The sequence below is a fragment of the Schaalia georgiae DSM 6843 genome (genome assembly GCF_000429245.1).
Taxonomy (GTDB): domain Bacteria; phylum Actinomycetota; class Actinomycetes; order Actinomycetales; family Actinomycetaceae; genus Pauljensenia; species Pauljensenia georgiae.
In genome coordinates, this window is record NZ_AUBM01000007.1 from 198,591 (window position 1) to 223,997 (window position 25,407).

General features: G+C 72.6%; 25 protein-coding genes. 10 read left to right on the forward strand and 15 right to left on the reverse strand.

What is annotated here, in order from left to right; genetic code table 11:
* Nucleotides 1–34: 34 nt before the first annotated feature.
* Complete coding sequence (locus G447_RS0102865; RefSeq protein ID WP_026429970.1) at nucleotides 35–637, forward strand: GDSL-type esterase/lipase family protein; 603 nt, start codon at nucleotides 35–37, stop codon at nucleotides 635–637.
* A gap of 53 nt (nucleotides 638–690) precedes the next feature.
* On the opposite strand, the gene rsgA is transcribed toward G447_RS0102865, so the two are convergent.
* Genes rsgA through G447_RS0102880 form a run of 3 tightly spaced genes read right to left on the reverse strand, consistent with a single transcriptional unit; the run spans nucleotide 691 to nucleotide 3,676 of the window.
* Nucleotides 691–1,860: a ribosome small subunit-dependent GTPase A gene (gene rsgA / locus G447_RS0102870; RefSeq protein WP_026429971.1), complete on the reverse strand. Its 1,170-nt coding sequence runs from the start codon at nucleotides 1,858–1,860 to the stop codon at nucleotides 691–693.
* The gene (gene aroA / locus G447_RS0102875; RefSeq protein WP_005870724.1) at nucleotides 1,860–3,161 is read right to left on the reverse strand and encodes a 3-phosphoshikimate 1-carboxyvinyltransferase; all 1,302 of its coding nucleotides are present in this window, start codon (nucleotides 3,159–3,161) and stop codon (nucleotides 1,860–1,862) included. The genes rsgA and aroA overlap by 1 nt, the downstream gene beginning before the upstream one ends.
* A complete protein-coding gene (locus tag G447_RS0102880; protein WP_026429972.1) occupies nucleotides 3,158–3,676 on the reverse strand; it encodes a DoxX family membrane protein in 519 nt (172 codons plus the stop codon). The genes aroA and G447_RS0102880 overlap by 4 nt, the downstream gene beginning before the upstream one ends.
* A gap of 192 nt (nucleotides 3,677–3,868) precedes the next feature.
* Here G447_RS0102880 and G447_RS0102885 point away from each other — a divergent pair, with 192 nt between their 5' ends.
* The 3 genes from G447_RS0102885 to G447_RS12855 all read left to right on the forward strand — a co-directional run bounded on the left by G447_RS0102885 (nucleotide 3,869) and on the right by G447_RS12855 (nucleotide 5,068).
* A complete protein-coding gene (locus G447_RS0102885) occupies nucleotides 3,869–4,480 on the forward strand; it encodes a sigma-70 family RNA polymerase sigma factor (RefSeq protein ID WP_005867977.1) in 612 nt (203 codons plus the stop codon).
* Between the two features lie 16 nt (nucleotides 4,481–4,496).
* Nucleotides 4,497–4,802 (forward strand): hypothetical protein, encoded by a 306-nt coding sequence (locus G447_RS0102890; RefSeq protein WP_005867973.1) that lies wholly within the window; start codon nucleotides 4,497–4,499, stop codon nucleotides 4,800–4,802.
* Between the two features lie 191 nt (nucleotides 4,803–4,993).
* Nucleotides 4,994–5,068, forward strand: a complete 75-nt coding sequence (locus tag G447_RS12855; RefSeq protein ID WP_370465157.1) for a 50S ribosomal protein bL37 — start codon at nucleotides 4,994–4,996, stop codon at nucleotides 5,066–5,068.
* A 249-nt stretch (nucleotides 5,069–5,317) separates the two neighbouring features.
* Here the strand turns inward: G447_RS12855 and G447_RS0102895 are convergent, their stop codons facing one another.
* Genes G447_RS0102895 through G447_RS10970 form a run of 3 tightly spaced genes read right to left on the reverse strand, consistent with a single transcriptional unit; the run spans nucleotide 5,318 to nucleotide 9,098 of the window.
* Nucleotides 5,318–6,397: a glycosyltransferase family protein gene (locus tag G447_RS0102895; RefSeq protein WP_034476143.1), complete on the reverse strand. Its 1,080-nt coding sequence runs from the start codon at nucleotides 6,395–6,397 to the stop codon at nucleotides 5,318–5,320.
* A complete protein-coding gene (locus G447_RS0102900) occupies nucleotides 6,394–7,605 on the reverse strand; it encodes a glycosyltransferase (RefSeq protein ID WP_026429973.1) in 1,212 nt (403 codons plus the stop codon). The genes G447_RS0102895 and G447_RS0102900 overlap by 4 nt, the downstream gene beginning before the upstream one ends.
* Nucleotides 7,602–9,098 carry a lipopolysaccharide biosynthesis protein gene (locus tag G447_RS10970; RefSeq protein WP_207382530.1) on the reverse strand — a complete coding sequence of 499 codons (1,497 nt, stop codon included), beginning with the start codon at nucleotides 9,096–9,098 and terminating at the stop codon, nucleotides 7,602–7,604. Before G447_RS10970 ends, G447_RS0102900 begins: the two co-directional genes overlap by 4 nt.
* 76 nt (nucleotides 9,099–9,174) lie before the next feature.
* Between G447_RS10970 and G447_RS0102910 the strand changes: the two genes are divergently transcribed.
* Together G447_RS0102910 and G447_RS0102915 are read left to right on the forward strand one after the other, a co-directional pair.
* A complete protein-coding gene (locus G447_RS0102910; protein ID WP_026429974.1) occupies nucleotides 9,175–10,794 on the forward strand; it encodes an asparagine synthase-related protein in 1,620 nt (539 codons plus the stop codon).
* Nucleotides 10,791–11,900, forward strand: a complete 1,110-nt coding sequence (locus G447_RS0102915) for a glycosyltransferase (protein ID WP_026429975.1) — start codon at nucleotides 10,791–10,793, stop codon at nucleotides 11,898–11,900. The genes G447_RS0102910 and G447_RS0102915 overlap by 4 nt, the downstream gene beginning before the upstream one ends.
* Here G447_RS0102915 and G447_RS0102920 read toward each other — a convergent pair.
* From G447_RS0102920 to G447_RS0102930, 3 genes are read right to left on the reverse strand one after another with little or no spacing between them, the layout of a single operon-like run.
* The gene (locus G447_RS0102920; protein ID WP_026429976.1) at nucleotides 11,882–12,910 is read right to left on the reverse strand and encodes a Gfo/Idh/MocA family protein; all 1,029 of its coding nucleotides are present in this window, start codon (nucleotides 12,908–12,910) and stop codon (nucleotides 11,882–11,884) included. The genes G447_RS0102915 and G447_RS0102920 overlap by 19 nt on opposite strands.
* 8 nt (nucleotides 12,911–12,918) lie before the next feature.
* Nucleotides 12,919–14,016 (reverse strand): DegT/DnrJ/EryC1/StrS family aminotransferase, encoded by a 1,098-nt coding sequence (locus G447_RS0102925; protein WP_005868128.1) that lies wholly within the window; start codon nucleotides 14,014–14,016, stop codon nucleotides 12,919–12,921.
* Nucleotides 14,013–14,615: an acyltransferase gene (locus G447_RS0102930; protein ID WP_026429977.1), complete on the reverse strand. Its 603-nt coding sequence runs from the start codon at nucleotides 14,613–14,615 to the stop codon at nucleotides 14,013–14,015. The genes G447_RS0102925 and G447_RS0102930 overlap by 4 nt, the downstream gene beginning before the upstream one ends.
* A gap of 128 nt (nucleotides 14,616–14,743) precedes the next feature.
* Between G447_RS0102930 and G447_RS0102935 the strand changes: the two genes are divergently transcribed.
* The 4 genes from G447_RS0102935 to G447_RS0102950 are packed head-to-tail and all read left to right on the forward strand — an operon-like array spanning nucleotide 14,744 to nucleotide 18,609.
* Complete coding sequence (locus G447_RS0102935) at nucleotides 14,744–15,424, forward strand: glycosyltransferase family 2 protein (protein ID WP_026429978.1); 681 nt, start codon at nucleotides 14,744–14,746, stop codon at nucleotides 15,422–15,424.
* Nucleotides 15,421–15,903 (forward strand): DUF2304 domain-containing protein, encoded by a 483-nt coding sequence (locus tag G447_RS0102940; RefSeq protein WP_026429979.1) that lies wholly within the window; start codon nucleotides 15,421–15,423, stop codon nucleotides 15,901–15,903. The genes G447_RS0102935 and G447_RS0102940 overlap by 4 nt, the downstream gene beginning before the upstream one ends.
* Before the next feature lie 7 nt (nucleotides 15,904–15,910).
* Complete coding sequence (locus tag G447_RS0102945) at nucleotides 15,911–17,251, forward strand: LCP family protein (RefSeq protein WP_026429980.1); 1,341 nt, start codon at nucleotides 15,911–15,913, stop codon at nucleotides 17,249–17,251.
* Nucleotides 17,248–18,609 (forward strand): LCP family protein, encoded by a 1,362-nt coding sequence (locus tag G447_RS0102950; RefSeq protein WP_005868410.1) that lies wholly within the window; start codon nucleotides 17,248–17,250, stop codon nucleotides 18,607–18,609. The genes G447_RS0102945 and G447_RS0102950 overlap by 4 nt, the downstream gene beginning before the upstream one ends.
* Nucleotides 18,610–19,064: 455 nt before the next feature.
* On the opposite strand, the gene galE is transcribed toward G447_RS0102950, so the two are convergent.
* The 6 genes from galE to G447_RS0102980 all read right to left on the reverse strand — a co-directional run bounded on the left by galE (nucleotide 19,065) and on the right by G447_RS0102980 (nucleotide 25,180).
* Entirely contained in the window at nucleotides 19,065–20,060 is a 996-nt protein-coding gene (galE, locus tag G447_RS0102955) for a UDP-glucose 4-epimerase GalE (RefSeq protein ID WP_026429981.1), read from the reverse strand.
* Nucleotides 20,061–20,238: 178 nt separating this feature from the next.
* Complete coding sequence (gene purE / locus G447_RS0102960) at nucleotides 20,239–20,793, reverse strand: 5-(carboxyamino)imidazole ribonucleotide mutase (protein ID WP_026429982.1); 555 nt, start codon at nucleotides 20,791–20,793, stop codon at nucleotides 20,239–20,241.
* A 62-nt stretch (nucleotides 20,794–20,855) separates the two neighbouring features.
* Nucleotides 20,856–22,007: a 5-(carboxyamino)imidazole ribonucleotide synthase gene (locus tag G447_RS0102965; RefSeq protein ID WP_026429983.1), complete on the reverse strand. Its 1,152-nt coding sequence runs from the start codon at nucleotides 22,005–22,007 to the stop codon at nucleotides 20,856–20,858.
* A gap of 23 nt (nucleotides 22,008–22,030) precedes the next feature.
* Complete coding sequence (locus G447_RS0102970; RefSeq protein WP_026429984.1) at nucleotides 22,031–23,353, reverse strand: ATP-binding protein; 1,323 nt, start codon at nucleotides 23,351–23,353, stop codon at nucleotides 22,031–22,033.
* 15 nt (nucleotides 23,354–23,368) lie between these two features.
* Nucleotides 23,369–24,049, reverse strand: coding sequence for a response regulator transcription factor (locus tag G447_RS0102975; protein ID WP_005868426.1), 681 nt, complete (start codon nucleotides 24,047–24,049; stop codon nucleotides 23,369–23,371).
* 96 nt (nucleotides 24,050–24,145) lie between these two features.
* Nucleotides 24,146–25,180: an adenylate/guanylate cyclase domain-containing protein gene (locus G447_RS0102980; protein ID WP_005868414.1), complete on the reverse strand. Its 1,035-nt coding sequence runs from the start codon at nucleotides 25,178–25,180 to the stop codon at nucleotides 24,146–24,148.
* Nucleotides 25,181–25,407 lie beyond the last annotated feature (227 nt).

A 25,407-nucleotide genomic window follows, 5' to 3' on the forward strand; every position in this document is an offset into this window, starting at 1 on the left:
GACGCATAACGGTGCGAGTCGAAGGGAGTGGACGATGCGGCTGTGCGTGATCGGTGACGAGCTGGTGGCGGGCACGGGCGATTCCCGGAGCCTGGGCTGGATCGGCCGCGTGTGCGCCCGCTCCCGTTTCAAGGTGCCCGCGACGGTGATGGTGCTGGCGATGCCCGGGGAGACCACGAAGGAGATGGGGATGCGCTGGGAGGCCGAGGTCTCCCCGCGCCTGGCGGACGACCAGCCGCGCGGCCTCGTGATCGGGGTGGGGCCCGCCGACGTGCCCGCGGGGGTGTCGACTGCGCGCTCGCGCCTCAACCTGGCGAACATCACGGACAGGGCCGCGGTTCTGGGGATCCCCTGCTTCGTCGTGGGCCCCCCGCCCCTGGCGGGCGTCGACCACCAGGCGCTGCGGGGCCTCAGCCGCTCCTGCGCGGAGGTGTGCTCGCGGCGGCAGATCCCCTTCGTGGACACCTTCACCCCCCTGGTGTCGCACGACCAGTGGTTCGAGGACATGGCGGGGTCGATGGCCCGCAACGAGGCGGGGATGACGCTGCCGGGGCAGACGGGGTACGCGCTCATCGCCTGGATCGTCCAGCACCAGGGCTGGTACGAGTGGACGGGGGCGTCCCTGCCCGAGGACTGACGGCGGGCGCACTGTTCGCCGCCGGACCGGCTCCGCGGAGCGCGGGCTCCCGCCTACCCGCGCGCCGTCCTGCTGGCGGCCTCCGCCGTCGCCACCGCGTTGAGGAGCCTGCGCGCCGAGGCCACCCGGGAGGCGCGCCGCGCGAGCACCCCGGGTCCCGGGGCAGCCTCCCCGTCGCCTGCGCCATCCGGTGCCGCTCCCCCGGATCCCGGTTCCTCCGCCAGCCCTTCGGCCCCGTCGCCTCCGGCGCCGAAGGGGGCCTCGCCGCGTGCGAAGGCGTCGAGGGCGCAACTGGGCTCGGACTCGGCGTGCGTGCACATCGGCAGGCACCACGAGGCGGCGTCGCGCACGTCGGGGAAGACGGCGAGCACGTCGCCGGAGCCCACGTGCCCCAGTCCGAAGGAGCGCACGCCCGGCGTGTCCACGATCCACCCGCCGCCGGGCAGTTCGAAGGCCTCGGAGGAGGTGGAGGTGTGCCGCCCGCGGCCCGTCACCCCGTTGACGCTGCCCACTGCGCGGTCCGCGTCCGGCGACAGGGCGTTGATGAGGGTCGATTTGCCGACGCCGGAGTGGCCGACCAGCACCGAGAACTCGCCTCTCAGCGCCTCCGCCAGCCGGTCGGCGCCGCTGGCGCCCCCGCCCCCGGTCACAACCACGTCGAGGTCGAAGTCCGCGTAGGCGCCGACCAGCGGCCCGGGGTCGGCCAGGTCCGATTTGGTGAGGACCAGGACGGGGCGCAGTCCCGCCTCGTAGGCGGCCACGAGGCAGCGGTCGATCATGCCCGTGCGCGGCGGGGGGTCGGCCAGGGCGACGACGACGCACATGAGCGACGCGTTCGCCACAATCGCTTTCTCGCCCCGTGCGTCGGGGGCGTCCTCCAGGCTGCGGCGCAGCACGGTCGAGCGCTCCTCGACCCGGACGATGCGCGCCAGGGCCCCGGGCGCGCCCGACAGGTCGCCCGCCAGGCGCACCCTGTCGCCCATGATGACGCCGCCGCGCCTGATCTCCTTGGCGCGCACCGCCACGACGCGGTCGGCGGCCCCGGCGCGGGGCCCCCGCAGCTCGGGAGCGAGCAGCACCTGGTAGCGGCCGCGGTCGATGCCAATGACGGAGCCGACGGGCGCGGAGGACCAGTCGGGGCGGTCCTTCGTCCGGGGGCGCGAGCGCTTCGGGGGGCGCACCCGCACCCGCGGGTCGTCCGTCCCAGTGTCCCGGCGCCCCATCAGGGCTCCCGTCCGCCGGTGAGCGCGTCCGCCCACATCCGGGCGAACCCCGGCAGCGTCTTCGACGTGCATTCGATGTCGCGCACCCCCACCCCGGCGGTGGTGAGGCCCAGGACCGCGCCGAAGGCCGCCATCCTGTGGTCCTCGTAGGTCTCCACCGTGCCCGGGCGCAGCGGGGCCGGGGTGATGGCCAGCCAGTCGCCCCTGTCCTGGGCGGCGCCGCCCAGGCGGTTGAGCTCGGTGGCCAGGGCGGCGACGCGGTCGGTCTCGTGGCCGCGCAGGTGGGCGATCCCGCTCAGGCGCGAGGGCGAGGAGGCGGAGGCGCAGATCGCGGCGAGGGCGGGGGTGAGCTCCCCGACGGCCGACATGTCGGCGTCGATGCCCGGGTAGTTGCCCGCGCCGGGCCCCTCGACGGTGAGGCCGTCGTCCCCCAGTTCGACGCGGGCTCCCATGTGGCCCAGGATCGTGCGCCAGGCGTCGCCCGGTTGCGAGGTGGCGCGCGGCCAGCCCGGGATCCGCACGCGCCCGCCGGTGACCATCGCCGCGGCCAGGAAGGGCCCGGCGTTGGACAGGTCGGGCTCGATGTCGGTGTCGCCGGGACTGGGGCGGCCGGGGAACACGTGCCACGTGCGGACGGCCCCCGCCTCGTCGACCTCCTCGATGTCGATGCCCGAGCGCGCCAGGGCGCGGACAGTCATCTCGACGTGGGGCATCGAGACGACGCGGCCGGGGGCGGACACGAACAGGGGGTCGCCGATGAGTGGGGCCACCAGCAGCAGCGCTGAGAGGAACTGGGACGAGGCGGAGGCGTCGACGGCGCACTGGGCGCCCAGGGGGGTCCTCAGGGGGCCGCGGATCGTGAAGGGCAGGCGCCCCGGACCACCCTCGTGGTGGACGCGCGCGCCCATGCCCTCGAGGGCGTCGAGCAGCGGCGCGAGCGGCCTGGCGCGGGCGGCCGCGTCCCCGTCGAAGCGGGTCGTCCCCTCACTGAGGGCGGCCAGCGGTGGCAGGAAGCGCATGACGGTTCCGGCCAGCCCGCAGTCGATGGCGGCGGGCTTGGGGCGTTCCCCCATGGGCGTGACCCGCAGGGCGCCGCCCTGGCGGTCGAAGGAGGCGCCCATCTGTTCGAGGGCACTGAGGAACAGGCGGGTGTCCCGGGCGTCGAGGGCGCCGCGGATCGTGGTGGGGGCGTCGGAGACGGCGGCCAGGTAGAGGGCGCGCGCCGTCTGGGACTTCGAGCCGGGGAGCGCGACGACCGCGTCCACCGGCCGGGAGGCAGTGGGGGCCTCCCACACCGTCATCGCGTGTCCCCGCGGGCGGCCGCGACCTGCCTGAGGGCGCCTTCGCGCGCGGCCTTGACCGCCGCCGCGCGCTCCCTGCGCGCGCGCCGCGCCCACGAGGCGGAGGGCGCCCCCACGCGGTCGGTGGAGGCGATGAGCATGCCGCCGACGAGCGCGAGCCTGCGCATCACGGCGGCGCGGCGGGTGGCGCGCCCGGGTTCCTGGGCCGGTTCGGTCTGGGGGGCCAGGGCAATGGGCACCCCGACGACGGCGAGGACGGCGGCGCAGACGCGGGGTCCCCGTCCCAGCGCGAAGCCCACTCCCGCGACGGCGGTGAGAGCCCCGAGAGCGCGGGTGGCGGTGACGAGGCGGCCGTCGTCGGCCTCCACGCCCGTCACTGAGGCGGCGCGGTCGATGAGGGGGCGGGCGGGCGCGATGCGCGCCACATGGGAACGAGGATCGCGCACCGCGTCGATCCCGTCGGCGATGAAGGGGGCGGCGAGAAGGGGGCGGGCTACCATGCGCAGCAGATTCATACCCCTATTCTGACCGGGATCGGCGTGTTCGCGAAATGGAACACCCCGGGGCGGCGGCACGGGCGCGACAACTGCGACACAGGCCACTTGCGCGCGGGGAATACGGCGGGGGCGCGGCGCGTTCCGCTCACATGCCCCGCCAACCAGCCACGACAAGCGCCCCCCGCACCCCCGCGACTAGGCTGGTCACCGATGGACACGACGACACGCACACCGGCGGGGGCGACCCCACCCGCCGAGCAGGCGGAGCTGCGGGAGCGGTTCATGGACGAGGCGATGCCCCTCATGGACCAGCTCTTCGGCGCTGCCCTGGGCATGACGCGCAACCGCGCGGACGCGGAGGACCTCGTCCAGGAGGCCTACCTCAAGGCCTACTCGAAGTTCCACCAGTACAAGCCCGGCACCAATATCAAAGCCTGGCTCTACAGGATCCTGACGAACACGTACATCACCCAGTACCGCAAGGCGCAGCGCTCCCCGAAACGGGCCTCCACGGACACAGTCGAGGACTGGCAGCTGGCCGAGGCAGCCTCGCACGACGCCCGGGGCCTGGTCTCGGCGGAGGTCGAGGCGCTGGAGTCCCTGCCCTCCGAGCAGCTGCGCGACGCCCTGGAGTCTTTGTCGGAGGAGCACCGGATGGTGATCCTCATGGCCGATGTGGAGTCGATGACGTACAAGGAGATCGCCCAGGCCCTGGGGATTCCGATCGGAACAGTCATGAGCCGTTTGAACCGGGCCAGGCGCAACCTGCGCGCGAAACTGGGCGAGGTCGCAGCGGAATACGGGATCGGAGGAGCACGATGACAGCCGGAGGAACACGATGAGCGGCCCCGAGCCCACCTGCCGGGAAGTCCTGGAGCAGATCTACGCCCTGATCGACTGCGAGGAGTGCGACCGCCGGGGCGCGCTCATCGACGGCGGCGACGTCGACGGCCCCGACGCGCGCCTGCGCGCCCTCATGCTGGCGCACGCGGCCTCGTGCGCGCATTGCTCGGACGCGTTGGAGGCCGAGCGCCACGTGCGGGCGCTCCTGCGCCGCTGCTACGGGACCGCCCAGGCGCCCGCCGCCTTGCGCGCCCGTGTCACGGCCTCGATCACCCGGGTCTCGGTGGTCTACAACGGTTGAGCCGTGGCGTTCGGGGGGCCGCTTCGGGCCCCGGCCGGAGGGACGGGCCCACGAGGACAAACGCGTGGTGCGCGCCACACGACTATTGCGCACGTGGTGATGTGCGTCGCCCCCGGGGCGGGGCACGTTGGTGGCGCGGTGGCATGTGTGCGAAAATACGGGGGTTCAGATCGACCAATGAGGAGAACACCATGTCGAAGAGGGGTCGTAAGCGTCGCGATCGTCGCAAGAACGGCGCGAACCACGGCAAGCGTCCCAACGCTTGAGCCAATGACTCGGATGCCCGGCGGCCTCACGGCTTCCGGGCATCTTCTGCACTCCGGCGGCGCGTCATCCACGCCCCGCGGCCCCCGTCTTCCTCCCTATGTCGCACACAAGGGGCGGATTTACGCAACATGCCACCGCACACAAGGGCGTGATTCCGCCCTTGTGTGCGACTCATGTTGTCTAATCCGGGTCCCTTGTGTGCGTACCCACGGGGGACTCGGCGAACCCGGCCGCCCACACGGCGCTCCCTAGGCCCCGGTCAGCGCCTGAGCCGCCTGGCGGGCGCGGGCCTCCCACGTGTGGCAGCCCTTGACCCCCTCCACCGCCGCGCGCGCCCGCGCCGCAGCTCCCGGGTCGGCGACGAGGCGGGCGAGCAGGTCGGCGATGGCCGCCCGGTCGTAGGGCACCGTCCACCCGGTGCCGGTGCGCGCCACGAAATCGCCGACGTACGTGCCCTCGGAAGCCAGGACCGGCAGGGAGCGCCCGATGTACTCGAAGAGTTTCACGGGCGCGGCGAAGGCCCGGTACTCGACGGGCCGCATGGCCAGTACGCCCGCCCCCGCCCGCGCGTAGTGGGGGTCCAGGGCTTCCCCCCGCCCGTGGACGACGCTCACGCCACCGCCCAGGAACGGCTCGTAGGCGGCCCGCTGGGCCCGCCACTGGTCGGGGGGCACGCACATCGTCAGGGTCGCGCCGGGCGTGGCCGCCACCGCCGCCGCGCACTCGGACAGGTCGTAGTAGTCGCCCAGCGCCCCCACGTAGAACAGGTCCGCGCCCGCCCCCGCCGATGCCGCGCCCACCGGGGCCCCGGGCGGGAGCTCGCGGAACTTGCCGGGATCCACCCTGGGCACGTACTCCCCCATCCGCATGGTCGGCAGGAAGAGGACGTCCACAGCAGCGTCCAGGCGCCGCAACTCCCAAGCGTAGTGCGCCCTGGCCCACAATCCGTAGGCGACTCCCGCCTGCCGGAGGTAACCGGGGAAGCGCCAGTAGACATCCCTGTAGAAGGCTCCCACGGGCACCCCCCGGGAGCGGCAGTGCCGCAAGAACGCGAAGTCAGCGCGAGGATCCACCCGCGTGGTGATGGGCTCGGTCAGCGCCACCGGCGTCGAGGCCATCTCCGCGTACACGAACTCCACCCCGCCCACGTCCACGCGCTCGCGGGCGCGCGCCATCGCCTCGTGGCGCTCGCGGTGGCGCCCGCTCACGTCGATGACCTCGTAGCCGAGCCTCCCGAAAGCCTCGCGCATCCGGTAGGGCCGCACGCCGGATCCGGAGCCCGCGCCCCCGCTGACGACGGTCGGGGAGTAGAAGACCATCGCGCTCATCCGCGCCCTCCGACTTCACCGCTCCCATCGGCCAACGAGGCGTAGATGCCGCGCCACCTGCGCACGAACGCCTCCTCCCCGTAGCGGGCGCGGGCGCGCTCGCGGATCCGGCCCGCGGGGGCGAAGGCCGTGGGGCCGGCGGCCTGCCGCATCGCCCGGACCAGGGCGCCGGGGTCGTCGACGGGCACCAGCAGGCCCGTCCCCTCCGAGACGGCGTGCTCCCCCGCCCACGTGGAGGTCGCGACCAGGCGGCACCCGGCGGCCTGCGCCTCGGAGAGCACGGTGCCCCCCGCCTCGACAGCGCTGGCGAGGACGAACACGTCCGCTCGCGCCATCTCGCGGGCGGTGCCGCGCCTGTCCATCCGGCCGTGGAAGTGGATGGAAGCGGCGCCGGGTCTGCCCCCCACCGCGCTGCGCAGCGCCTCGACCTGCGCGGGAGAGCCCCCGACGACGTCGAGGCGCGCGCCACCGTGGGGGAAGGCCGCCAGGAAGGCGTCGCACATGGGGCCGGGGCGCTTGTTGCTGTCGAGGTGGGAGACGTGGACGAAGCGCGCGCCACCGGCTGCGCCGGCGCCGTCCGCGCTCCCCGTGCCGTCGGCGCTTCCGGCACCACCCCCCAGCGGCTCGTCGAAGAACAGGGCGGGCACGGGCAGCGGCACGGCCTCCCACTCCCCCATCCCGTAGTGCTCCCCCAGTCGGCGTGCGAAACCGTCCGAGACCGTGGTGAGCGCGCCGGCTCCTGCCACCGCGGCTGTTATTGGGCGGCAGCGGGCCCCGAAGGCCGGGGAGTCCAGCGTCGAGGGCCGGTGCTCGGTGATCGCGTAGGGGCGGCGCCACAGCCGGGCGAGCCCGCGGGCAACGGTCGCTCCTGGGAACACCGTGTGGGCATGGAGGACATCGGGGACGCCGAACACGGCCCCGACCAGGCGCGCCGCCCTGCGCGCCACCCACGCGTGCACGGCGGGCTCCAGGCGCCGCGTTCCCGGCGGCAGGGCCGGGACGCTCGCGCGCATGACGACGAGGCCGTCCTTTGAAGTGGCTCGGGGCGGGACCAGCCAAGCGGGGTCCTCGGCCCTCACCTGGCGCAGCGCGAGGACGCCCACCCGCAGACCGGAGTCGGACAGCATCCGCGCCTGCTCGGCGAAGAACGAGCCGTCGAAGGGGCGTTCGGCACTGGGGTACCACGAGCACACGAGGAGGATCCTCACCGCTTCCCTCCCCCCGGCGCCGCGCCCCCGTCGTCAGGGCACCCCGGGCCGCGCGGGGATCCTCCCGGGGCCCCCTCCGCGGGAGCCCCCGGGCCGCGCGGGGATTCCCCGGCTCCGCCGGGCGCCGCTCCTTCCCGCCGCGCGGGGGCGCCCTCCCCTCCGCTCGGCCCTTGCCCGCCGTTATCCGGCTGGCCAGTGCCCCGTGCGAGGCCCCCGCGCCGGTCGAACTCGCGCGCGCACGCCCACGCCATGGCGACCATCACCACGAGAAGCGCCGCCATGCCCGCCCCCAGCACGCGCACGGTCGCCGCCAGGTCCAGGGGCGACAGCCACAGCCACGCCAGGGGCGCGGCGCAGTAGACGACGGCGAAGGCGAGCATCCTGTGCTGGTTGTCCGTCACGACGAAGAGGTTGGACACAGGTGAGGACACCACCATCATCGCCAGCCAGGGCACCAGGGAGCGCGCGAAGTCCCCGGCCTGGCCCCACTGCGCGCCGAACACCACGGGGAACAGCCACGGCGCCAGGGCGTACAGCGCGCCGAAGGGGACTGCGGCGCCCAGGACCGCCCGCCTCATGGTCACTGCCACCAGGGCGCCCATCCGGCCCGGCTCCGTGCGCGACAGGGTCCGCAGGAACACCTGGCCGATGGAACCCACGATCAGGGCGACGGGCACCTGCAGCACCGCCCAGGCCAGTTGGAACTGCCCCAGCGAGGCCACCGCAGCCGATCCGATCAGCAGGTTGATGCCCGTGTTGCGCACCGCGTCGACGAGGACGTTGGGGCCCCCCAGCAGCGCCATCCTGCGGTACCTGCGCGCCATCTCGCCCATGGTGGGCGCGCCGGGGCCCCCGGGCGAACGGGCATCGCGCCCCCGCCCCCACACGTAGGCCAATGCGATCAACTGGCCCACCACGGTCGCGCCGATGAGGGCGTTGAGGCCGCCGCCCGCGGCCCACCCGCACACCAGTTGCAGGCCCGCGACCGCCAGGGAGCGCACCACCGACGAGCGCGCGATGTCGCCGAAACGCCCTTTGCGCGTGAGCCAGTACTGCAGGTTCGCAGCCTGGGCGAGCGCGAACACAGTGATCCCCGAGCCGCACAGCCACGCCGCCAGCTCCGCCGAGCCGTAACGGGACGACACCCACGACGCGGCCACCACGCACGCCAGCGACGTCAACAGGGAGGACACGACGATGCACCTGCTGGCCAGTCGCACGAGGACGCGCGCGCCGTCGTCGTCGCGCGGCAGCACCACCGACAGGTCGAAGCGGGCGGCGGCCACCGTGACCACCAGGGAGGCCACCGAGCCGTAGATGCCGAAGAGCCCCTTGTCCGTGGCCGAGTAGGTGCGCGCGATGCCGATCTGCAGGACGAAGCCGATGACCTGGGCGGCCAGGGTGCCTGACAGCAGGGTCATGACCGCCGTGAGCACGGGGGACCGCCCCCGCAGCCGCGCCGCGCCCGAGCGCAGAGTTCCACTGACCCGCATGGGCCCATTTAATCAGACCCCGCCACCGCGTAGACTCGTAGGCATCGCGTTGCCGAGGTGAGAGCGAGGAGGAGACGTGCTGCCCACCATCTCCCTGAACGCCTCGTGGAGGAGGTCCAGCGCCCCCGCCACAGGGGACGGGACCGGGGCCCGGACATGGGCGTGGTCCCCTGTCGGCGACCTGCCGCCCTCGTTGTTCTCCTTCCCCTCCGACCCGGACCTGGCGCGCCTGCCGGGGCAGTGGGCACTCGTGAGCCGCACCGGCGGCCAGGTGCGCCTCGCCGTGGACCCCATGCGATCGCGGGTCCTGCTCTTCGCCTTCCACGACGGGCGCTGGGTCGTCGCGGACTCCCCCGAGGCCCTGCGCGCCCTGGTGCCGTGGCGGCTCGACCGGGCGGGCGCCACCCAACTGCGCCACCTCGGTTTCTCCTTGGGAGCGCGCACCCTGGTCGAGGGGGTGCACTCGGTCCAGGCCGCGCACACCGTCGTCCTCCACGACGACGGCACGTGGAAGCAGCGCCCCTACATGCGGTACCGGCGGGGCCCGGACTCCGTCGAGGACCCCGATGAGTTCGCCGGGATCTTCGGCGGGGCACTGCGCCAGTGCGTGTCGCGCCTCGTGGCGGCTGCTGGCCGGCGCCAACTGGTCATCCCCCTGTCGGGCGGACTCGATTCGCGGCTGCTGGCCACCACCCTGGTCGAGGCGGGGGCCCCGCACCTGGCCGCGTTCTCCTACGGGGTCCCCGGGTGCGGCGAGGAGGCGGTCGCCCGGGGGGTCGCCGACAGCCTCGGCATCCCCTTCACGGCGGTCCGCCTGGACCCGGATCGCATGGCGCGGCGCTGGCGGGGAGCCGACGACTTCCGCCGCGCCACGTGGGGCGCCACGTCCCTGCCGCACGTCCAGGACTGGTACGCCCTGGGGGAGCTGCAGAGCCGGGACCTCATCGACGGCGACGCCGTCATCGTCCCTGGGCACACCATCGTGGGCAACGCGCACGACTGCGCCGCCCTGGCCCACCACCCCTCCCCGGCACGGGTCGCCTGGCTCATCACCCGCTACCACGGCTCTCTCCAGGGGGCCCCCGGGGCCCTCAGGCACGACCCCGACATGGCGCTCGCCCTTCGCGAGACCGCGCGCGACGCCGGGGTGGGCGCCGGCGCCGGTGATGCGGCGCTGCAGTCGTGGGTGGAGTGGTTCAACCTGCGCGAGAGGCAGGCGAAGTACATCAACATGTCGATGCGCGCCTACGAGCACTTCGGGTACGGGTGGGCGGCGCCGATGCTGGACGCTCAGATGTGGCGGGCGTGGTTGCGCGGTGGCCCGGTCCTGACGCGGGACCGCGGGTGGTACGCGGGCTTCGTGGACGCGCTCTACTCCTCGGTGTCGGGATCCCCGCCGAGGGACTACTACAGCACGCCGGGCAACGACCATGGGCTCCCGCCGGACCTGAAGAGGACCGCACTGCGCCTCATGGGCGCCACCGGCGCGGACCGGGCGCTCGCGCGGGCGCGCTCGGTGCGCGCCCAGCTGCGCCACCCGATGGGTTTCGAGGCGTTCTCCCGCCAGGTGCCGCTGCCCCTGCAGACGCTGCGCTACATGACGGGGGCCACCGTGCTGGGCACGTGGGCGCGCCTGTTCACCGACAACCGGTGGGGCGGCCAGGGCAGGATCGTCCCCGAGGAGGAGGGCGCATGAGGACGGCGATCACCAAGGGGACCCTGCGGATCCCCCCGACGTACTTCGCCCTGGCCCACGCCGACGCGATGCCTGACATCGAGTGGAGGGCCTTCACCCTGGTCGCCGACATCGCCGACCCGACCGTCGCCGTCCCCGTCGAGCAGGCCACCCCCCTCGCGGGGCGCCTGGGGACGCGCGTCCGCGAGCGGTTGAAGTGGGGGCGCCTGGGGGCGATGGCCCGGGCCGTGGAGGCGTGGGAGCCCGATGTCGTCCACCAGCAGCAGGCCACGTGGTCACTCCCCGCGGTCCGCGCCTCGCGGCGCACCGGAGCCCCGATGGTGACGACCCTGCACGGGGGCGACGCCTACCGGGCGGGGGCTGCGCGGGGTGCGGCGGGCCGGGCGTGGAACGAGCGGAACCGCAGGGCGGCCTTCGCCCAGTCGGAGGCGCTGCTGGCGGTGTCCCGCTTCCTCGCCGACATCGCCGTCGCCTCGGGTGCGCCCGCCGACAAGGTGGAGGTGCACTACCAGGGCGTCGACACGGGCTTTTGGACCCCCGGGGATCCCTCGCGCAGGGCGGACGGGGAGCCCACGGTCCTCTTCGTGGGGGCACTCACTGCGCTCAAGGGGGTGATGGACCTGGTCGAGGTGTCGTCGCGGCTCGTGGAGCGCCACCCGCACCGCCTCGTCATCGTCGGCGAGGGCCCGCTGGAAGAGCGGGTCCGCGCGGCCGCGGGCCCCCACGTCCGCTTGACCGGCGCCCTGCCGCGCGAGTGGGTGCGCGACCTCGTGCGGTCCGCGGCAGTACTGGTGTGCCCGACGCGCAGCTCGGAGGGGCGCCAGGAGGCGGCGGGCCTGGTGCTGTTGGAGGCGCAGGCCTGCGCGGTCCCGGTGATCGCGGGCCGCGTGGGGGGCACCCCGGAGATGCTCGCCGACTCCTCCACGGGGTTCCTCACCGCCGACGGGGACCGCGACGACCTGGCTGCGGCCCTCGGCCGGGTGCTGGCGATGCCCGAGGACGAGCGCGCTGCGATGGGGACCGCCGCGCGGGAGTGGGTGGTGGGCAACCGCTCCCTGCGGGGGGCGACGGCGCGCCTGCGCGAGGTCTACGCGTCGCTGGGCTGAGCGGGGCCCGGAAGCGGGGCGAGCCGCACGGCGCACCCCGTCCGCGCGCTGTCGAGGATCGCCTCGGTGACGCGCAGCGCCTCGAGTCCCTCATCCATGGACACGTGCTGGGAGCCCTCCCCCAGGACGGCGTCGCGGAAGTGGGCGTGCTCGACCGACAGGGGCTCGCGCTTGGTGAGGGCGTAGCGGATGACGGTCCCCTCCGACACCCCGCGGAAGGCCGCGATCTGGTCCCATTGGAGGGGCTGGTCGCCGTTCTCGTGGAAGGTGAGGTCCCCCATGGCGGTGTCCGCCACCAGCGCGCCCCGCTCCCCGGTGACGATGGTGGTTCGATCCTTGAATGGAGTGAGCCAATTCACAATATGGTTGACGAGGATTCCGTTCGCGAGCGTTCCCGAGGCGACCATCATGTCCTCGTGCTCCCTGCCGGAACGGGCCGTCGTCATGGCGCTGATGGTGGCGTAAGGGGAGCCCGCCACCCACGCGGCCAAGTCCACGTCGTGGGTCGCCAGGTCCTTGACGACGCCCACGTCGCAGATGCGGGCGGGGAAGGGGGACTGCCTGCGGGTGGCGATCTGGTAGATCTGGCCCAGCTGCCCGTCCGCGATGCGGCGGCGCATCTCGATGAGCGCGGGGTTGCAGCGCTCCACGTAGCCGACCGCGCCGACCAGGCCCGCCGAGGAGAAGGCATCGCGGATACGGGCCCCCGCGGCGGCCGATGCGGCCAGGGGCTTCTCGACCAGGGCGTGGACGCCCGCACGCGCCAGCGCCAGCGCCGCCTCCTCGTGGTGGACGGTGGGGGCGGCCACGATGGCGGCGTCAATGCCCGCGCGGATCAGCGCGTGGACGTCGGGGAGGACCTCCAGGGGACCTGCGGCGCCATGGGGATCGCCCGCGGGATCGGCGAGCGCCACCACCTCGAAACCGGGCGTGGCGCGCGCGTTGCGGACGTGGTGGCGCCCCATCGACCCCAGGCCCAGGATCCCCACGCGGATGGGTGCCCGCCCCATGGCCGCCCTCACGATCCCGCACGGGCCAGGGCGTTGACCCCGGTGACCACGCGCTCCAGGTCCCTGGTGAGCAGACTCGGGTGGACGGGCAGGGACAGGACGGACCGGGCGGCCTCGTCGGTGTCCCCCAGGGCGCGAGCGGGCGCGAAACGGGACAGGGATTCCAGGCGGTGGCACGGGATCGGGTAGTAGACGCCGGATCCGACTCCGTGCTCCTGGGCCAAGGCGGCGACGAAGCGGTCGCGGTCCTCGACGCGGATCGTGTACTGGTGGTAGACGTGGACGGCCCCGGGGGCGACGTGGGGGGTGACGACGCCGCGCAGCTCCGCGTCCAGGAACGCGGCGTTCGCCTGGCGCCTGCGCGTCCAGTCCGCGGCCTTGCGCAGCTGGACCCGGCCGATGGCGGCGCTGATGTCGGTCATGCGGTTGTTGAGCCCCACCACCTCGTTCGCGTAGCGCCGCTCCATCCCCTGGTTGCGCAGCAGGCGCACCCGGCGCTCGACGCCCGGGTCGGCGGTGGTGACCATGCCCCCCTCGCCGCAGGTCATGTTCTTCGTCGGGTAGAAACTGAATGCCCCGAACTCCCCGAAGGAGCCCACGCGGCGCCCGTGCAGGGACGCGCCGTGGGCCTGAGCGGCATCCTCGAAGACCATGAGGCCATTGGCCTCGGCGATGGCCATGATCTGGTCCATCGGAGCGGGGTGGCCGTACAGGTGGACCGGCATGATGGCGCGGGTGCGGGGCGTGATCGCCTCCTGGACCGAGGCGGGCGCCAGCGTGTAGGTGCCCAGGTCGATGTCGGCGAAGACGGGGGTGGCCCCCGTGATCGCGACGGCGTTGGCGGTGGCGGCGAAGGTGAAGGAGGGCACGACCACCTCGTCACCCGGCCCGATCCCGGCGGCCAGCAGCCCCAGGTGGAGGGCCGAGGTCCCCGAGTTGACGGCGACGGCGCGGGCGCCCGGCACCATGGCGCGCGCGAACTCCTCTTCGAAGGCGGCGACCTCGGGTCCCTGGGCGATCATGCCCGAGCGCATGACCGCAGCGACTGCGGCGACCTCCTCCTCGCCGATCAGGGGGCGCGCCGCGGGGACGAGGGGGGCGCTCATGCGCCCTCCCCCTCGGGCACCAGGGCGCCGGCCTCGTTCAGGCGGTAGGTGCGCCCGCTGACGGGGCACGTGAAGCGGCCGGGCTCCGCGCCCGGCACCAGGGGCTCGCCCGCCTCGCCGACCCATCCGATGCGGCGGGCGGGCACGCCGGCGACGAGGGCGTAGGCGGGGACGTCGCGGGCCACGACCGCCCCGGCGGCGACCATCGCCCACGGCCCGATGCGCACGGGCGCCACGCACACGGCGCGCGCGCCGATGGACGCCCCGCGGCCAACGTCCACGCCGACGCGCGTCCAGTCGCCCGCGCCCTTGGGCGAGCCGTCCGGGTTGACGGCCCGGGGATGGCGGTCGTTCGTCAGGACCGCAGCAGGACCGACGAACACCCCGGAGCCGAGCCTGGCGGGCTCGTAGACGAGCGCGTGGTTCTGGATCTTGCACCCATCGCCAACGCCCACCCCCGCCCCGATATACGCGCCGCGCCCGATGACGCAGTCCCGCCCGATGACGGCACCCTCGCGGATCTGGGCGAGGTGCCAGACCCGGGTGCCCTCGCCGATGGTGGCCGACGGGTCGATGTCGGCGGTTGGTGCGCTGGCCACGAAGACCTCCCTCTCAGTGTGTCGCACTGTGAACTATACTTCCCTGCGGCCCGCGGGGCGGTGCGGCGGCCCGGGCAGTTCGCGCGCTGCCAGGGCGCCGCCCCGTGCGGGTGTGGGACACTGGGGGCATGCCAGTGAACGACGACACGTGGGTAGTCATCCCCCTGTTCAACGAGGCCCCGGTGATCGCAGGGGTCGTCGAGGGGCTGCTCGAGCGGTTCCCCCACGTGCTGTGCGTCGACGACGCCTCCACGGACGGCGGCGGGCAGACCGCCCGCCGGGCGGGCGCATGGGTGGCCACCCACCCCGTCAACCTCGGCCAGGGCGCCGCCCTGCAGACCGGCTTCGACTGGGCGCTGCAGCACGGAGCGCGCTTCGTGGTGACCTTCGACGCCGACGGGCAGCACCAGGCGCGCGACGCCGAGGCGATGGTCGCCACCGCCCGCGAGCGGGACCTCGCCTTCGTCCTCGGGTCGCGTTTCCTCGGGGCCGCGCCCCAGGGGATGGGGGCTGCGCGCCGTGCCATCGTGCGGGCGGCCGCGCTCGCCACCCGGTGGCGCTCCGGCCTGCGCGTCACCGACGCGCACAACGGCCTGCGCGTTATCCGCGCCGACGCCCTGAAGGGGGTCCGCCTCACGCACAACCGGATGGCCCACGCCTCGCAGATCGTCTCGCAGCTCGGCGCGACGGGCCTGCCATGGGCGGAGGCGCCGGTGACGATCCACTACTCGGAGTACTCGCGGTCCAAGGGCCAGCCGTTGTTGAACTCGGTGAACATCCTGGTGGACCTGGCGCTGGAGGACGCGTGACGCGCTACTTCATCATCAAAGCGCTCCTGCTGGGGGCACTGTGCCTCATGACGTGGGCCCTGGTGCGGCCCGTGCGCTCCCAGTCCTCCCTGGCCCTGCGGCGCCTGGCCACAGCCATCCTAATGGTGTGCGCCGCCGCCGCGGTCGTCTTCCCCCAGGTGGCGAACACGGTCGCACGGGCCATCGGCGTCGAGCGGGGCGTCAACCTGCTCACCTACGGGCTGATCGTGGCGTTCTTCGCCCAGTCCGTCACCACCTACCGGCGGGACACGGGCGTCCAGCGCCAGTTGACCGCGCTGGCCCGCCAAGTGGCCCTCGCCTCAGCGCGCCCGCCGCACGCCGGGGCGGGGGCTCCCCCGCCCGGGGCCGAGCCGCCCTCCGGCTCCGAGGGGGGCGGCGACGAGGTGCAACGCGCCGCACCGGCGGCGGATATTCCCCGAAACGAGCCGTATAACGATATGGTTGCAACCGATGAGTAGCTTACCCATGCGAACGATCCAGCATTCGGCAACGAACTTCGGGCGCTTCGGACTCATCCGGAGCGCGCTCGCAGTCGCCTTGTCCGGGGTCCTCTTCGTCACCTCGGCGGGGGCCTTCCTCTACCGCGCCCTCGCGAGCCAAGTGCAGGACCGCGTCATCGACATCAACAGCTTCGTCACAGACTCCTCGGACACGCAGACCCCCGACTCCTTCGAGGGCCGCGCCGTCAACATCCTCGTGCTCGGCATCGATTCGCGCGAGGGCAAGAACTCGGACCTGGGGGCGGGGGACTCCGAGGACGTGGGCGGCCTGCGCAACGACTCGACGATGGTCGTCCACATCTCGGCCGACCGCACACGCCTGCAGGTGCTCTCGATCCCCCGTGACACGCTGGTCGACATCCCCTCGTGCCGGCACGCGGACAACACCTCCTCCGCCCCGCAGACCGATGTCATGTTCAACACCTCGATGTTCACCGGGGCCAACGGCGGCGCCGATGCCTCCGACGTGGCGCCCGGCGTGGCCTGCGTGAAGGCGACCGTGGAGCAGATGTCCGGGATGGCCCTGGACGCGTTCATGGTGGTCGACTTCGCGGGCTTCATCTCGATGGTGGACGCACTGGGGGGCGTGTGGTTCAACATCCCCGAGGACATCGCCGACGACGAAGCGGGGCTGTACATCGACGAGGGGTGCTGGAAGCTGGGCGGCACCCACGCCCTGGCCTACATGCGGGCGCGCTACTCGCTGGAGGACGGCACCGACATCTCCCGCATCGGCCGCCAGCAGCAGCTGATCTCCGCGATCATGCGCGAGTTGCAGTCGAAGAACTACGTCACCGACCTGCCATCCCTGGTCTCCTTCCTGCAGGCGGCGATCGCCACCGTCAACATCTCGTCGAACCTGGCCGATCCAATGGCGGACGCGACGCTCCTGGTCAATCTCATGTCGAAGCTGGACCGCGCGAACATGCAGTTCGTGACCCTGCCGGTCGTGGCGCCACCGTGGGACGAGAACCGCAGGATCGCGGCCGAGCCCTTGGCTTCCAAGGTGTGGCAGGCTATCGAGGACGACCAGGCGCTGCCCGTCGGCACCGAGTACACGGACGGGAACGGCGCGCACCTGACGGTCCCCGATCCGAACGCGGGGTCCTCCTCTGCGCCCGGTGCCGGGGACTCCACCCACGACCAGGGCGCCTCCCCCTCCAACCCCGGGCAGGGCTCCTCCAACCCCGGGCAGGGCTCCGAGGGCTCCACGTCGTCCCAGACCGATGTCGCCCAGGCCAACGACACCGCCGAGGCAAAGGCCAAGAACCAGGTCGACACATGCCCTCCGGCTGATCAACGATGAGCCCCCACCCCCCGTCCTTCACACCTGATCCGAAGCGGCACCGTCCCGGCGCCGACGACGCGCGCGTCGTCGGCGCACCGGAGGATCCCCACAGCGCGCCCGCTCCGCCTCCGCCCGGTGTGGCGCCGCAGATGTGGCGGATCTCCGAGGACCAGCAGGGCCCAGAGCACCCCCTGCTGCCCAGGACCCTCGACCAACCGAAGAGGACGGGCGGCGAGGGGAGCCGCATCCCGCAGGCCCGTGCGATGCCGCCGTCGTACCAGCCCTCCTCGGCCTCCAATCCCCCTTCCTATGCGCCGGCGTCGGCCTCGGCGCCCTCCTACGCGCCCGGCCGTGACGCCCCCAGCGGGCCCCGCGACGGCGGCCCCTCCGGCCCGCCCGGCCGCGCAGTGCCCGGAAGGCCCCGCAGGAGGAGGGGTCCCTTGCGCAGGGCTATGCGAGTCGTGGGCGTATTGCTGGTCGTCCTGCTCGCGTGGGGGGCTTTCCTGCTGTGGGACGCGAACTCGAACCTCGGCCGGGTCGATGCGCTGTCGGGGAAGGCCGACACCCCCGGGACGACCTACTTGCTGGCCGGGTCGGACTCGCGGGCCGACGGGGCGGTGCAGGACGGTTTCAACGAGTCCGAGCGCGCCGATTCGATCATGCTCGTCAACGTCGCGCAGAACGGCCAGACAGTGGCGCTGTCGATCCCGCGTGACACCTACGCCGAAATCCCCGGCTACGGGTGGGACAAAATCAACGCCTCCTACTCCTACGGGGGCGCGGCACTGCTGGTGGAGACGGTGGAGAAGCTGACCGGCCTCGCCATCGACCACTTCGTCCAGATCGGCATGGGCGCCGTCCCCGACATGGTCGACGCCGTGGGCGGCGTGGAGCTGTGCTACGACAACACCGTGTCCGATCCGTATTCGGGCTTGAACTGGGAGGCGGGGTGCCACACCGTCGACGGCACCACCGCCCTGGCGTTCTCGCGTATGCGCTACGCGGATCCGGAGGGCGACATCGGGAGGACGAAGCGCCAGCGCCAGGTGATCTCGAAAGTGGTGTCCGCCGCGATGTCGCCATCAACCCTCATCAACCCCGTGCGGACACTGGGCGTGGAGAGGGCAGGATCGAAGTCCTTCACGGTGGACGACTCCTCGTCGAACGTTTTCACTGTGGCGAGCCTCGTCATGGCCCTGCGTTCGGCGACTTCCAGCGAGATGATGGGGGTCCCGCCGATCGAGTCCCTCAACTACACGACGGACGCGGGCGCCTCGGCGGTCCTCCTGCGCGACACGACCGCGCCCGATTTCTTCGCCAAGCTCCGCACGGGCTCCCTGACCACCTCGGACTTCAACCAGGTCGACGGCTTCTGAGCGGGACCCCGTGGGCGGTCCTATGGGGAGCGCCCCCGCTTCGGAGCTTTGGGCGCTCGTTCCGGGAATCCGAGGCGCGGGAAGGGCTGCGCGACGCCTGCATGCGGACGCTCCCTGCACCTGCACCACTTGGACACTGCCCGCACCACTTAGGCCCCCGACACGCCGCGAGAACCCGGACCGACAAGGACCCGAGTGGCGCAACGGCGAGACAAGTGGTGCAGCGGCGCGCTAAGTGGCGCAACCACAGGCGAATCGGGCAGCACGGCGCACGAAGCCGCACAGAACACCGACAACGAAGCGTACGCGCCCCCCAACCACGCGGCGCAGAAGGAACCGGAATCAAACCCACACGGCCCAGCCCCACAGGCGTCAGAGCGTTGCGCGGCCCCGGTGATGACCGGGGCCGCGATCGCACGGTGCAGCGGGCCCGGCACGCCGAACCCGGGGAGGGCCTACCGCCCGGGGATTGTGATGGGGCGCTTGCCCGCCTGCCAGCCCTCCCACGCGGACTCGATGATCTCCTCGACGCCGTTGTTCGCCTTCCAGCCCAGGTCCACGCCGATGGAGAGCGGGTCCCCGATGAGTTTGGGCGGGTCGCCCGCGCGACGCCCCTGCTCCTCGACGGGGAAATCCCAGCCGATCACGCGGCGCAGGCCGTCGATGATCTCGCGCACAGAGGTGCCCAGGCCGGTGCCGACGTTGTAGGTGTGGTGCTCGGGCTGGCGCCCTTCCGCCAGGACGTCCAGCGCCGCGATGTGCGCCTCGGCCAGGTCGAGGACGTGGATGTAGTCGCGCACGCAGGTGCCGTCGGGCGTGTCGTAGTCGGTGCCGAAGATCTTCGCCGACTCGCCCTTCTCCAGGCGGTCGAGCACCATCGGGATGAGGTTCATGATCGCGGGGTCGGCCAGGTCCGGCCATCCCGCTCCTGCGACGTTGAAGTAGCGCAGGCCGATCCACTTCAGATCCCAGGCCCGCTCGCAGTCGGCCATCATCCACTCGCCGATGAGCTTGGTCTCCCCGTAGGGGTTGATGGGGTGGCAATCGACGGTCTCTGGCACCACTTCCACGGGCGGCATGCCGTAGACGGCCGCGGAGGAGGAGAAGATCATCTGGTCGATGCCCGCGTCGTTCATCGCGGCGAGGACGTTGGCCAGGCCGCCGACGTTCTGCTGGTAGTACCACGCGGGCCGTTTCACGGACTCGCCGACCTGCTTGCGCGCGGAGAAGTGGATGACGGCGGTGACGTCCTCGTCGACCATGACGTTGGACAGAACGGATTGGGCTTGGTCGGAGGCGACATCGAGGGTCACCAGCGTCGCGTCCCCGATGCGGTCGGCGCTACCGGTGGACAGGTCGTCCACGACGACGACCTTGTCGCCGCGTTGGGACAGGAGGCGGACCACGTGGGCGCCGATGTACCCGGCGCCGCCACAGACGAGAATGCTCATGTCCCTAGTCTACGACGGGGCGGCACGATGGGCGCTCCCGGCCGCCCCCGTCCCCGCGGCCGCGCTCCCGGGCACCGGAGCGGGGCGCCCGGCGGTGTTCCGTTCGTCGTCCACCGTCAGCCAGACGCCCTTCCGCCCGTCAGCGGTGTCCACCACGGTCCGCTACCGCCACGGTCCGCTACCGCTGGGAGGAGACGCGCTCGGCCAGGGCCGCGCCCTTGGCGGCGGCCATTGCGCGCAGCTCCCCCTGGAATCCGCGCATCCTGGCGCGCAGGGCAGCCGCCCGCTCCCCCTCGCCCGCGCCGAGGATCCGCGCGGCCAGCAGCCCGGCGTTGCGGGCACCACCGATCGACACTGTGGCGACCGGCACACCGGCGGGCATCTGGACGATGGAGTGCAGCGAGTCGACGCCGTCGAGGTGCTTGAGGGCCACGGGAACGCCGATGACGGGCAATTCCGTGAGGGCGGCGAGCATCCCGGGCAGGTGGGCGGCGCCCCCGGCACCGGCGATGATGACGCGCAGGCCCCGCGCGGAGGCGGAGCGCCCGTAGGCGACCATGTCCTCGGGCATGCGGTGGGCCGAGACGACGCCCACCTCGCAGGCGATGGAGAACTCGGCGAGGGCGGCAACGGCGCCCTCCATGGTCGGCCAGTCGGAGTCGGAGCCCATGACGACCCCGACCAGGGGGTCCTCACCGGTGGCAGTGAGCCGGACATCAGGGCTGGTGGGCATCGTTCCTCCCGTGGATTGTGGTTCGAGGCGGGGGCCGCCCGCCCGGTCAGTGGCGTCCGCGCTCACCTGGCGCCCCGCAGGGCGGCGACGGCGGCGCGGGCGAGGGCCTCGGCCTCGTCGGCGCTGGGGCCGACGACGGTGACGTGGCCGAGTTTGCGCCCAGGTCGCACTTCCTTGCCGTAGAGGTGGACGCGCGCCCGGGGGCCGCCGGCCTCCATGGCCGCGCCGAGGGCCCGGGCGGGTTCGTCCAGCCGCGAGCCGAGCAGGTTGACCATGACCGCGCTCCATCCTGGTCTGACGGGGTCGGTGGCGCCCAGGGGCAGGTCGAGGACGGCGCGCAGGTGCTGTTCGAATTGGCTGGTGACGGCCCCGTCGATGGTCCAGTGCCCGGTGTTGTGAGGGCGCATGGCGAGTTCGTTGACCAGCACCCGCTCCTGGTCGCCCTCCCCCACGACGAACATCTCGACGGCGAGGACCCCGGTGACGCCGAGGCGCTCGGCGATGTCCTCGCCGGTACGGCGCGCCAGGTCCGCCGTCGCGGGGCGGATCCCCACGGCGGGCGCGGTCACGGCCGAGCAGACGCCGTCCTCCTGGACGGTGGAGGCCACGGGCCACGAGCGGACCTCCCCTGAGGGGCGCCTGGCGAGCAGGGCGGCGACCTCGCGGGTGAAGGGGACCATCTCCTCCGCCAGCAGCGGCCCCTCCCCCAGCCACGGGTCCGCGTCGCCGGCCCGGCGGACTGTTTTGACGCCGTGCCCGTCGTAGCCCCCGCGCGGGGTCTTCACGACCAGGGGCCATCCGACTGCGGCGCCGAATGCCTCCAGGTCGGCCCGGGTCTCCACGCGGGCCCAACGGGGGCAGGGGATCCCCATCGCGGTGAGGCGCTCGCGCATGGCGAGTTTGTCCTGGGCATGGAGCAGGGCCGCGGCGGGCGGCTCGATGGCGACCAGGGGGGCGCACGCCTCGAGGACGGCGGCGGGGATGTGCTCGTGCTCGAATGTGAGGACATCGGCGCCCTTGATCAGGGCGAGGACGGCGGCGGGGTCGCGGGGATCCCCTACGGGCGCGTCGACGATCGCCTGCCCCCCTGATCCGTCGGGGGCCTCGACGAGCGCGCGCAGGGCGACCCCCAGCGCTATGGCGCTCTCCTGCATCATGCGGGCCAGTTGTCCGCCGCCGATGACGGCGACAGTCGGGCGGTGCTCGTTGTCCACGGCTACAACATAGCGCCGCTGGGTCAGAAACGCCGCGAGCGACGCCCCATGGACATGAGGGCGCCCTCGGGCATGACGCGGTCGGGGTCCAAAGACTTGGGGATGGCCGCCAGTGAGACGGTGAACACGGGCGGCCGGTTCTGGGCGAGTTCGAGGCGCCCTCCCATCGCTTGGGCGAGGTCGCGCGCCAGTGCGAGGCCGATCCCCGTGGACCCGTGCCCCGAAACGCCCTTCTCGAAGACGTTCGGCGCTATCTCGTCCGGGACGCCCTCTCCCTCGTCGCTGACCTCGATGATGATGCCGCGCTTGGACGTGCCCTTGCGGGCGCGGACCGTCGTCGTCCCCGCGCCGTAGCGCAGGGAGTTCTCGATGAGTGTGGCCAGGACCTGCCCGAGTTTGCCCGCCTCGGCCAGGACAGGCGTCTCCGCCTCGTCGAGGAAGACCAGGGGGCGGTCCTCGGACTCGAAGCGGTCCTCCCACTCCTCACGCGCGGTGTTGAAGACCTCGAGGATGTGGATGGCCTCGGTCTGGCCGTTGCTCCGCGCGTTCGCGTCGAGGAGGTCGGTGACGACCCGCGTCATGCGCTCGACTTGCTCGAGGCAGGTGCGGGCCTCGGCGCGCACTTCCTCCTGGGACGAGACGAGTTCGATCTCCTCGATCCGCATGGACAGCGCGGTGAGCGGGGTGCGCAGCTGGTGGGAGGCGTCGGCCGCGAACTGGCGTTCGGCGGCGAGGCGCCCCGCCATGCGCTCGCCCGTGCGGGCCAGTTCCTCGGACACGAGGTCGATCTCCTCGATGCCGGAGGACTCGACGCGGGCGCGCACCTGCCCGGAGCCGATCTGCTCGGCCTGGGCGGCCAGGTAGATGAGGGGGGCGGAGAGGCGCCGGGAGAGCCTGCGGCCCATCGCCCAGCCGGTGAGCATGGAGACCGCCATCCCGGTCGCGAAGACGGCGCAGGTCAGGGCGATGCGCATGACCGCGTGCGAGCCGGATGCGGTGAGCTGCACGGAGATGCCCGCGGGTGAGGAGACAGCGGTCGTGATGGTTGGTTGGGAGGGCCGCACCTGGTTGACCATGAGCGCGTGCCCTGGGATCTTCACCCTGTAGGCCACCGGGGAGCCGCTGCCCGGCTCGGCCACCAGGGAGTCCAGGAGCTGGGGGGTGATGGGCTCATCGGAGCTGAGGCGCCGCTCGATGGCGTGGAGCACCGCCTGCCCCTGGGTGTCGAGGGCGCGCTGGTCGTTGTCCCACACGAGCACCGAGGCGAAGAACGCGCCGGGCACCCCCATGATCAGGGACACGACGGCGACGACGGAGACGATGATCCGCACCGCCCGTTCCCGCATGCCCGGCCCCCCGGCTCAGCGGCGGGTCGTCTCGAAGCGGAAGCCCATGCCGCGCACGGTCGTGATGTAGTGCGGGTCGGAGGCCTCGTCACCGAGTTTGCGGCGCAACCACGACACGTGCATGTCGAGGGTCTTGGTGGATCCCGTGGGGTCGGAGCCCCACACCTCGCGCATGAGCTCGTCGCGCTCGACGACTGATCCGGCCTCGCGCAGCAGGACGCGCAGCAGGTCGAACTCCTTGGCGGTGAGCTGGAGCTCGGTACTGCCGGAGAACGCCCGGTGGGCGGCCACATCGACGCGGATGTCCTGGGCGCGCAGCTCGGACTCGGCGGGCTCGGCCGTGTGCCGGCGCAGCAGCGCGCGCACGCGTGCGAGCAGTTCGGCCAGGCGGAAGGGCTTGGTGACGTAGTCGTCGGCCCCGGCGTCGAGCCCGACGACCATGTCCACCTCGTCGGTGCGCGCGGTGAGGATGAGAATGGGGACGCGCCCGCCGTCGGCGCGGATCTCGCGGGCGACGTCGAGCCCGTCCATGTCCGGCAGTCCCAGGTCGAGGACGACGAGGTCGGCCCCCTCGACGCTGGCGAGCGCCTCGCGCCCTGTGGACGAGGCGAGCACCTCATACCCTTCGCGGCCAAGGGCGCGGGCGAGGGGCTCCGAGATCGCGGGGTCGTCTTCAACGAGGAGAACTCTAGTCACGCCCCCATCTTAGCGAAGACGGGGGATCTCTTTCACGTTTCTTGACCAAAATACGGGCATACGCTGAAGGCGCCCGAGGGCGCGCCACACCAGGCCCTAGACGTCGACGGCCGAGAGCACGTAGGGGGACACCGGGCCGAAACCGCGCAGGTCGGCCGTGGGGAACTCCTCGAGCTCGTAGCCGTGCCCCCCCTTGCCCGCGGCGACCGCGGCGGCGGTGGTCGGATCGGTGAGGATCTTCCCCACCGGGGCGATGTCCACCAGCCGGGAAGCGAGGTTCACGGTCGGTCCGAAGACGTCGCCGGAGCGGGAGAACACGTCCCCGCGCACGAAGGAGGCGCGCACCGGGAGGATCTCGTCGTCGGCGTTGAGCCTCTCGATGAGGGAGGTCGCCACCCGCAGGCCCGTCGGGAGGTCGTCGGCTATGTACAGAACGGCGTCGCCGATCATCTTGACCACGCGCCCGCCTGCCTCGACGACCGCGTTGCGGCTCTCCTCCTCGAAGCGCTCAACGAGGCCGACCAGGGCGTCCCCCAGAATCGTGGACGACGAGGTGTAGGACACCATGTCGACGAAGCCGAGGGAGCGGTTGAGGGGGAAACGGGAGCGGCGGTCCTCGTGGCCCCTCTGCGCGACCTCCTTGTCGAGGCGCGCCAGCAGCGCCTCCAGCTGGCGCTGCCACGAGTGGATGAACATGCTCTCGAAGACCTCGACCCTGGCGCGCATGTGGTCCAGGACGTACATGCGCGCCGTGGTGTCGTCGAGGCCGTGGCGGCGCATCGCGTCTTCGACGAGGGCCTCGAACTGCCACAGCGCGAGGCGGTCGGCCAGGTGCGAGTTCGCGCGCAGCAGCGAACGGGACGTCGCGGTGTCGATGGCCCCCGACTCGACCAGGTCGTGCCACTGGGAGAACACGTCGAGGTCCCTCTCTGAGAACACGACGGCGTCGGGGTCGGGGGTGGGGAAGCCGAGGGCGCGCCAGAACTCGTTGACGCGGACGATCGGCGTGCCCGTGCGCTCGGCGATATCGTGCGCCGAGTGCAGCAGGGGGCCCCCCAGGAGCCGCGGCACGTAGCTGGGGGCGGTCAGCTCGTCAGGAAACGCTGACGACGGCACGTCGTGCGCACCCATCAGGATCCCCTCCTCCGGCTGCTGAACACAACCTCATCAGCAGATAATGGTATCAAATCTCACATTTTTCGCTCGAAGAATCGATGAGAATCCTTCGATGAAATCGAGTATAGTGGATAATTTGATTTTTATCCATTGATTGTGGCTCCCACCTGCGCAAACCTGTTCCGCGATACGCTGGACCGCGGGCCATCCAACCCATTCACCCCCGATTGAGAGAATAATCC